The sequence below is a fragment of the uncultured Campylobacter sp. genome, assembly GCF_937997405.1.
Classification (GTDB): Bacteria; Campylobacterota; Campylobacteria; order Campylobacterales; family Campylobacteraceae; genus Campylobacter_B.
In genome coordinates this window covers 1-8121 of the sequence record NZ_CALKTL010000118.1, presented here as the reverse complement: position 1 = coordinate 8121, position 8121 = coordinate 1, and the positions used below count along the sequence as shown (strand labels likewise).

The following is an 8121-nucleotide window of genomic DNA, read 5'->3' as shown; positions in this document are numbered from 1 at the left end:
TTTTGCGAAACTCCCTTTCGTTTTTGCTTAAAAAATCGAAGCTTTCGTTGATAAAGGCGCTGCTGAATTCGCTACTAAAATCGTCTCCAGGCTCGCGTCCAACGGCACTTTTAAAGCTTTTAGCAAAGCTCGCGTCGGCTCCTAGTTCGCGTGCCAAAGGGCGAATGATTTCGTAAATTTCATCAAAGGCGTTGGTGCGCAGATAGTGGCTGAATAGCACCTCGCCGCTCATTACTGCCTTAGTATCGGCTTCGGACATATCTTTTATTTTAGCCAGCACGAGCTTTTTGATCGGCTCTACGGCAAGACTTAGCTTCTTGCTCGCCAGCCTTTGCATATTCTGCACGGCGATGCTTTTTTTGCCCGCGCGCTCGGTAATGTAGCTAGGCAGATCGAGCTCGTAATCCTGCACGCCAGTACGTTCGTATTCATTTGCGGCACGCTCTATCAAAGTGCTTAGTGAGTTTTTAAAATTTTCGCCATCGCCCGCGCCCGCACTAAGCATCACGTCCAGCCCCTTTACGGCGACCTCTTCCCAGCTAGCAGTCGCAAATAGCGGCAATAAACAAAAGATTAATTTTTTAAGCAAAGTTTTTCCCTAATTAAAGATTGATTATTTTATTTCGAAAATTTTAATGTATAATCAACGCTTTTATAATACCAAAAGGGCTAAATATGGAGCTTTTACTCATCGCTTTCGCGCTTGCGATGGACAGCGTCGCGCTTAGTATCTCAAACGGCGCGAAATATCCGAATTTTAAATTTGCACAGATCGCGCGCGTCGCGTTTTTCTACGCGGCGGCTCAGTTCATAATGCCGCTAGCAGGCTATGCTTTGGGGATAAATTTTGTAAAATTTATCGCGCAGATCGATCACTTCGTCGCGTTTGGAATTTTATCGTTTTTAGGCGTTAAGATGATCATTGAATCCCGCCGCGAGCAGGACGAGCCAGCTCTACGCCTAAGCACGAAGGAGCTAGTGCTGGGCGCAGTCGCTACCAGCATCGACGCGATGGCTGTGGGCGTGACCTTTGCGTTTGGCGAGATAAACATCCTCTACGCCTGTTGCGTAATCGGGTTCATCTGCTTCGCGCTGTGCGTCGCGGCATGCTACGCGGGCAAGCTAACGGGCGAATATCTGCACTCAAAGGCGCTCGTTTTAGGCGGCGTGATTTTGATACTAATCGGAGTTAAAATTTTGCTCTCGCACCTCGGTATTATCGATATTTAGAGACTTTTAATCGCCGCTTTGTGATAATCTTTAAAACTAATTCGCAGGAGCGAAAATGAAAAATTTGATAAATTTAAGCGGCGGCGACTGCCTAAATTTGCGCGTAGAGGGTCAAATTTTACTCAGCGAGAGCGTCAAAAACGGCAAAACTAGGCAGACGCAAAAGGAGTTTGCTAGCGCTGGCGAAGCGTAAAAAGCCTGCATAAAAAAGGAGTGGGAGAGCCTGGAAAAAGGCTACGCCATGCAAAACACGGGCGCAAAAGCGAGCGAGGCGAGTTTGCACGTCTATATCGGCGGCGGATACACGGACGCGCTGGCATTTGCGAGCTTTGAGGGCGGAAATTTCGTCTATAAATGCGGCGGCTACAAAGATGGCGGCGCGCTGGATGATTTTCTCATTAGGCTAGACCCGAGCGGCGCCGTAAAGCAGCAGATAGTCCTGCCAAAGCCGCTTGCGTGGCAGGCGGAGCGGGCGGGCGAGGTTTTGCTTTTGGATCTGGATCACTTTATCTTTAAATTTGATCCGGCGAGCGGCGAATTTAGCGATCTTTCTAAAGATATGAGCTTTAAAAATAGCAAAGAATTTACGAGTTTTGTTTGCGCTGCGAAAGATACGGCGGCGTTTGCGATGTTCGGTCAAATTTTTACTCTGCGCGGCGGCGAGATTTCGCCTCTGGCCGAATACAAATCCGAAATGAAAAGCTACACGCCGATCTTGTGCGCCGCTCTTAACAATGATGGCACGCGGCTCGCACTTCATTGTAAGCAAAAAGAGATCAAAATTTTAAGCACGATAAATGGTAAAATTTTAAACGAGCTCGGAGGCGACTTCGGCATTTTTGATAAAATTTGCTTTTTAGCTGACGGCTCGATATTAGGCAAGGAGCGCTACACGGGCAAGCTAGTTTGCCTTGACGCTACAAGCGGCGAGCGACGAAAGCCTACTTGGCTACGCGGCGAATGTGCCGAGGCAGACGAGCTTTGCGTCAGCGCGGACGGTTCGAGGCTGGCGTTAATAAAGTACGACAAAGCCCGCATCATTGATCTAAAAAGCGGAAATTTGCGTCTTAGCTTTGAGCTCTCGTACGTCGTGAAGCGCTGCGAAGCGAAATTTGAGCGCATAAATGGCGAGGAATTTTTAGCCGTGCGCACCGACTACGGCTGCTTTAGTTTGTATCGCGTTTAAATTCCGTGAAATTTAAGCCGCAGGTGTAGGCTTCTACAGATTGCGCTTTTAAGGCGAGCGATCTCCTCTCGATCTTTTAATAGCGCGCCCGGTTTTGGGCCATTCGACACCCAAAGCGTAACGGCCTATATAAAATTGAATATCAGCGTTTCGATTGCGGCGGCGGCTTTGATAGAATTTTCGCTTGAATCAACAAAATAAGGCGCTTTTAATGCTGAATAGCGCCTGAAAAAGCTTAGCCGCTACGGCTTTAATATCATATCTTGCCAGTTAAGCTTAAATCGGCCATCATTGCACGAAATCTGAAGGGGGCAAATTTGAAAAAATTCTTTGTTAATTCTCTGCGCCTTATAAAACGCCACTATATAATCTCTGCGATTTTTATCATCTGCATTTTGACATTTATCCCTTATATGCCTATAAATATGGGCTTAAACTACGCCGGAGTTTGCACCAATCCTCTGCATTTTGGCATCTTATCGGATAACGAATTAAAAGAGATAGCGTTTAAGCAGTATTTGAAAAACGAACATGCAAAGAGCAATTACCCTTTTTATGAAATCTTTTTAAGAGATAGTAGACCGAAAGATTTAGACTTTGATATCGACTGGCGGGAAATTTATCGTAAGTGTAACGGCGACAAGCGCCCCGACGATAAGTGCAAATTTTGGAAAGTGTCTAAAGAATTAAATTTAGAAAATCTATTGTCTATCGGTAGGCAAATTTGCAAAGATGGAAAACAAGTCGCGCAGATAGATAAATCCATACTAAAAGCTATAGACGATGAAAGCGTGGTGTATCCATGGGAGGATAGCAAGCTTTTTAATGATAAAGGAGAACTTAATTATTCGGTTTATTACAAGAGAAAGTATCACGATGAAAAAACGCATCAAGAATCGGATTTGATATTAAAATTTTTTCAATATAACTCTATTGCAGCGTTTAAATCTGATAAGAATTTCACTGCCTCTGATAAAATTCGAGGAGAAAGCGATAGAATTGTATATATTATAAAGTACAGTGGAACAACAGGCTCGCTGATGGCAATGTTAAAAAATAGAAATTTTGATAGTTTTTGTGAAGATATCGATTCAATTGAAACGGGAAAAAGAGATCTAAATAAACTTACTTATCGCGGTACTACATTGTTAGAAGATGATACGACAAAAACATGGACAAGTAATAATTATGGCGAGATAAGGATACGCGTAGATAACTGCGGGAACGGACTTGAAACACTATATCATGGTCCTTGGGACTATTTTGAAGAATATATGAAACTCAATAAAATCAAATTTAAGGAGTAATCTACGTCAAAAATAGTAGATATGAGCGGTAAAATCGCACAGGGCGGCTATGCCTATGCCGAGGGCAATCCTTGCTAAATTTGAGGCGCGGATTTTTTGCATAAAATCACAAAATTAAAATTCGGCAGCAGGTTCTACCCGCATGCACTTAGCTCACAGAACAAATACGATAAATTTAAGCGGTCTTGATCTCTCGCAGCCTATATCACTATAGGATAAATGCTGCTAGAAGCACAAAATATCCGATGGCGACCGTTAGCGCGCCCACAGCAAGGATAACGCCCTCGGCCGAAATAATTCCTTTCGCGGTTTCTTTTTTGAGATAAATAGCCAATTATATATTAGTCTAGCCTAAAGATTTGGATTCGGCTAAAAGCGGGTGGGATTAAAATTTAATCCGTCTTCAAATTTGCCTAAATCTAAATTTACAAAAAATCTATTTCTTACCCACCAGCAATTTTGAGCTACCGAGCATCAGCCATTTTGCCTCGCGCGGGTCCATAAAAAGCCCCTGCGTCGTGTCTATGAGCTCAACTCGCTCGTAGCCCTGCTCCTTAAGCCGTGCTATGAAAGCATCCATGTCGCCGTAGTTTCCGCGCGAGAAAATATCATGGATAGCGAAGCTGCCGCCCTTTTTAAGCACGCGGAGCGTCTCTAAAAGCAGCTCCTGGCGGTCCTTACGCATGATGTTGTGATAGACGTAGTTGCTTGTAACCGCATCGAAACTGCCGTCCTCAAAGGGCAGCTGCGTGGCGTCGGCCTGCTCGAAGCTAGTGTTCTGCACCCCTTCGGTGCGCGCGTTGGATTCGCACAGCTGTTTGTTAAAAGACGCGTACTCAAAGCCCCAGCGATCGACGCCTAGCACCGATGCGTGCCGCCGTAATCAAACGCGCGGTACCACACGACGCAGTAGATCGTAAAGCCGATCAAAACCAGCGTCGCTGCGCCGAAAAGCCCCGTTAGCACGCCTCTTAGCGCACCACTAACACCCAAACCGCAAACGCCAAAAATCAAAAACAAAACTAACGCCACGCCCGCACCCGCGGCAAAGCTCGCGATCATGCCCTTAGGCACCCAGTTTTTATAGTCCGGTTTCATATTCGCTCCTTTTATTAAATTTAATCCCGCGGCGAAAAAGCACGTCGCGGCAAAATTTTAAATTTCGCCCGTAAATTTTAAAGCTCACAGCTCAAAACCTCGCTTAAATTTAAACGCACGCTAATAGGTGTATTTAAACTCCACGTAGTAGTTGCGTCCGGGAGCCGGAGTATAGACGTCTGCGCGTAAATTTTGGTTGTAATTATACTCCTCGTCAAAGACGTTTTTGACTCCGGCGCTTATCAAAAATCCGCTTGCGAAGCGGTACGCAGCGCCCAGATCCACGATTGTGCGCGAATCGATCCTATCGTGGTTGGCGTCGTGCGATGATGAGAAATATTTAAAATCGCTCATCAGCGTTAAATTTCTAATCGGCTCGTAATCGACTCCTAAAACGAACTTCGAGCGCTCCACTAGCGGAACCTGCTTGCCCTTATTCGCGCCGGATTGGATCTTGGCGTCCACGTATGAAAAGGTCTCGCTGAGCTTTAAATTTGAAAGCAGACTTTGCTCCGCATACAGCTCCACGCCCTTGCGGCGCGTCTCGTCGATATTAATAAAAAGCCAACCGTCGGTGATCGAGCTGCCCAAAGTTTCGTTTATGATCTCGTTTTTCGTATCGGTCCAAAAGATCGTAGCGCTTACGTATTGCCCGTATATCAGATCTTTAAGACCGATCTCGTAGGTTTTAAAGGTTTCGGATTTGAGGTTATTAAGCACATAAGGACCGTTGCGACCGAGCTTGTCGATGAGCTGATTAGGGCCTGGGGAGATATAGCCGCGCTCAAATTTAAAATATAGATTGCCATCCTTGGAATAATTAAAATTCGGCGTGACCTCAAAAGCGTAGTTGTTTTTATGATCGCTTACTCGGGTACTATTTTGCGTCTGCGAGATTATGTTTCCCATCATTTTCCTAGTCGTTAAAACCCTGCGATCTACTTTGTATTCGGCGCGCTCAAACCGCCCGCCCGCACTAAGCGAAAACAGATCGGTGAAATTGTGCTTTTCTAGAGCATAGACCGAGTGGGTAAGCTTTTGCATATCAAAGATCGTAAGCTGTGAACGGCTCATCATAGGATTCATCGGAATGATATAGTCAATCTTGCGAAAGCCCTTGTTTTTGAGATAATCGTATCCCGCTATGAACTCGCCGCTGTCGTAGTCGAGCTTGCCTTTTAAATTTACCCCCTCTTTGCGGTCTTTCATCACAAATCCCTGCTGTATGATCCTGATATCTTGATAATAAGGGTGCAAATTTGCTTCGATTTTATCGCCGAATTTTACCGTGTAGCCGAAATCGAAATTTGCTCGCGTACTTTTGGTAAAGGTCCTCTCGCCTCCCTGCTGGCGGCGATCCGCCTTAAGCTCGGCAAGCCCTAAGCTCGGCACCGAATAGGTTCGCGCCTGATAATAGCTCGGATCAAAGGAGATGCTTTGCTCGTCCGAAATTTTATAATACATCCCAAGCGAGCCGTAGTAGCCGGTATTTTTCTCGCCCTTGCGGTATCCGCGCTGCTTAAAGCCCTTTACGGCGGTTTTTAGAAACAAATTCTCGCTCACGTTGCCGCCGAGCCCTAAATTTAGATCATTGTAATTATACGACGCGATCTTGGTGGAGACATTGGCGTATGGGTATCTGGCGCCCTTTTTCGTGATGATATTTATCACGCCGCCGCTGGTGCCGCTGCCGTATAGCACGCTACCGCCGCCGGGGATGATCTCCACGCGCTCGATATCTTCGATCGGAACTAGATCGATCGGAATGCTCGTCGGCGTCGTGTCGATCATATTGAGCGTGACTCCGTTAAGAAGGGCCTTTACGGAGGTATTTGCCTTCTGACCCTGTCCGCGCAGATCGACCGTATCGCCGTGAAAGCTAACCCCCGGCGCCTTTTCTAAAATTTCGCGCAGATCGCGGTAGCCGCGGTTTTCCATATCCTCCGCGGTGATAACGGAGACGTTGCGAACCTCGTTTTTAAGCATATCCTCAAAGCCCGTCGCGGTAACTACGATGGTGCCCAGCCTCGTGGCGTTCGCGCCAGAAGCGCTTTTAGAAGCTACGGAATTTACCGCCTCCGCGCTAGACGCGATATTTGCGGACGTAGCATTATTTTCGGCTCCGTTTAGTTGTAAGGCGGCGCACAAACTTAGCGCGATTGCGGCATTTGAAAGATAAAATTTCTTAACCATCACTCTCCCCTATTCAAAATTAGAATTTTGCGAATGATTTGCAAATGTTATATTATAATTTCTCTTGATTAAATAATAATAAATTTCAAAGATTAAAGATAGATTTTTTAAAATTTAGGCGGAGATTGGATGAAATTTTGATTTTGAGCGTTTTATTCCCGCCTATTTTCAAAACTATGAACGCTGCCTTTCAGATCTTAAAAAACGTGGAATAGAAGCGGATGTGATTTTGTTTCATTTTTATGATTTCGGACATTTTGGTATTGACCGAATGGACGAAGAACAGGCCCTTTTCTATTTGCAGTATGTGATTCGTCGCTTTAGTGCCTTTAGGAATGTGTGGTGGTCCTTGGCAAATGAGTATGATGTATCTGTGGAAGCAGACAGTGACGGGGGAAGTATGGTACGCACCAGAGTAAATCGAAGAAACTGGGATGTAATAGGGGAATACATTAAGGCGAACGATCCTTATCAGCACCCACGCTCAATTCACAATTATCCTTCGGGGGAGATTTATCCCAATCGTAGCTGGATGACACATGTATCTTATCAGCATCCGAATACCTACCAACTTTTGATTGATCTGAAAAGGCGTTATCAAAAGCCTGTGGTGAATGATGAATACCAGTATGAGGGGAATGTGAAGTATGAGTGGGGCAACAGTACCCCGGAGGAAGTGGTTTTTTCACACTGGCTGTCCTTTATGGCAGGGGGATATGCTACTCATGGGGAGGCTATTAAAATAAAGAATAATCGTGATATTTTCTGGACCTATGGGGGGGAGATTACCGGGGAGAGTGCAAAGAGAATTCGATTTTTAAAAGAGATTGCTTTGGGATGCTCTTTTCAGGAGATGAAGCCGGATTGGAGAAACACCGACGGTATAAATTACTTTTCGATTTCAAAAGAAGATATGGAGTACCTTTTGTTTTTCAGTATAGATATGCCCCGTAAAAGAATTTATCCGGGGAATGCCAAAACCGGCTTTTATAATTATCGTGTGGAAGTGTTTGATGTCTGGAATTGTAAAAAAATACAGGAGTATGAAATTCATAAACAAACAGCGTTTGTTCCTGCCAGGTGGAAGGCGGTGAAACTTACAGCAAT

General features: G+C 45.2%; 9 protein-coding genes. 5 read left to right on the top strand and 4 right to left on the bottom strand.

Annotation, left to right across the window (positions count from 1 at the left end; genetic code table 11):
* The coding region (locus Q0372_RS06285) for a hypothetical protein (protein WP_298103910.1) at positions 1–589 on the bottom strand (589 nt) is incomplete at its 3' end.
* Positions 590–675: 86 nt separating this feature from the next.
* Between Q0372_RS06285 and Q0372_RS06280 the strand changes: the two genes are divergently transcribed.
* The 4 genes from Q0372_RS06280 to Q0372_RS06265 all read left to right on the top strand — a co-directional run bounded on the left by Q0372_RS06280 (position 676) and on the right by Q0372_RS06265 (position 3723).
* Positions 676–1230 (top strand): manganese efflux pump MntP family protein, encoded by a 555-nt coding sequence (locus Q0372_RS06280; RefSeq protein ID WP_298103907.1) that lies wholly within the window; start codon positions 676–678, stop codon positions 1228–1230.
* A 55-nt stretch (positions 1231–1285) separates the two neighbouring features.
* Entirely contained in the window at positions 1286–1423 is a 138-nt protein-coding gene (locus Q0372_RS06275; protein ID WP_298103904.1) for a hypothetical protein, read from the top strand.
* Between the two features lie 48 nt (positions 1424–1471).
* Complete coding sequence (locus Q0372_RS06270) at positions 1472–2416, top strand: hypothetical protein (protein WP_298103901.1); 945 nt, start codon at positions 1472–1474, stop codon at positions 2414–2416.
* Positions 2417–2733: 317 nt separating this feature from the next.
* Positions 2734–3723, top strand: a complete 990-nt coding sequence (locus Q0372_RS06265; RefSeq protein WP_298103897.1) for a hypothetical protein — start codon at positions 2734–2736, stop codon at positions 3721–3723.
* Positions 3724–4159: 436 nt separating this feature from the next.
* Here the strand turns inward: Q0372_RS06265 and Q0372_RS06260 are convergent, their stop codons facing one another.
* From Q0372_RS06260 to Q0372_RS06250, 3 genes are all read right to left on the bottom strand, one after another.
* Positions 4160–4507 carry a class I SAM-dependent methyltransferase gene (locus Q0372_RS06260; RefSeq protein WP_366810526.1) on the bottom strand — a complete coding sequence of 116 codons (348 nt, stop codon included), beginning with the start codon at positions 4505–4507 and terminating at the stop codon, positions 4160–4162.
* Positions 4508–4581: 74 nt separating this feature from the next.
* Positions 4582–4821 carry a hypothetical protein gene (locus tag Q0372_RS06255; RefSeq protein ID WP_298103892.1) on the bottom strand — a complete coding sequence of 80 codons (240 nt, stop codon included), beginning with the start codon at positions 4819–4821 and terminating at the stop codon, positions 4582–4584.
* A 120-nt stretch (positions 4822–4941) separates the two neighbouring features.
* A complete protein-coding gene (locus tag Q0372_RS06250; RefSeq protein WP_298103889.1) occupies positions 4942–7014 on the bottom strand; it encodes a TonB-dependent receptor in 2073 nt (690 codons plus the stop codon).
* A 154-nt stretch (positions 7015–7168) separates the two neighbouring features.
* Between Q0372_RS06250 and Q0372_RS06245 the strand changes: the two genes are divergently transcribed.
* Positions 7169–8121: DUF4038 domain-containing protein (locus Q0372_RS06245; RefSeq protein WP_298103913.1), on the top strand; the 953-nt coding region annotated here is incomplete at its 3' end.

Excerpts from the sequence above, each read along its gene's own strand:
- Q0372_RS06280 (WP_298103907.1), top strand. The coding sequence starts at position 676 with ATGGAGCTTTTACTCATCGCTTTCGCGCTTGCGATGGACAGCGTCGCG.
- Q0372_RS06275 (WP_298103904.1), top strand. The coding sequence starts at position 1,286 with ATGAAAAATTTGATAAATTTAAGCGGCGGCGACTGCCTAAATTTGCGC.
- Q0372_RS06270 (WP_298103901.1), top strand. The coding sequence starts at position 1,472 with ATGCAAAACACGGGCGCAAAAGCGAGCGAGGCGAGTTTGCACGTCTAT.
- Q0372_RS06255 (WP_298103892.1), bottom strand. The coding sequence starts at position 4,821 with ATGAAACCGGACTATAAAAACTGGGTGCCTAAGGGCATGATCGCGAGC.
- Q0372_RS06250 (WP_298103889.1), bottom strand. The coding sequence starts at position 7,014 with ATGGTTAAGAAATTTTATCTTTCAAATGCCGCAATCGCGCTAAGTTTG.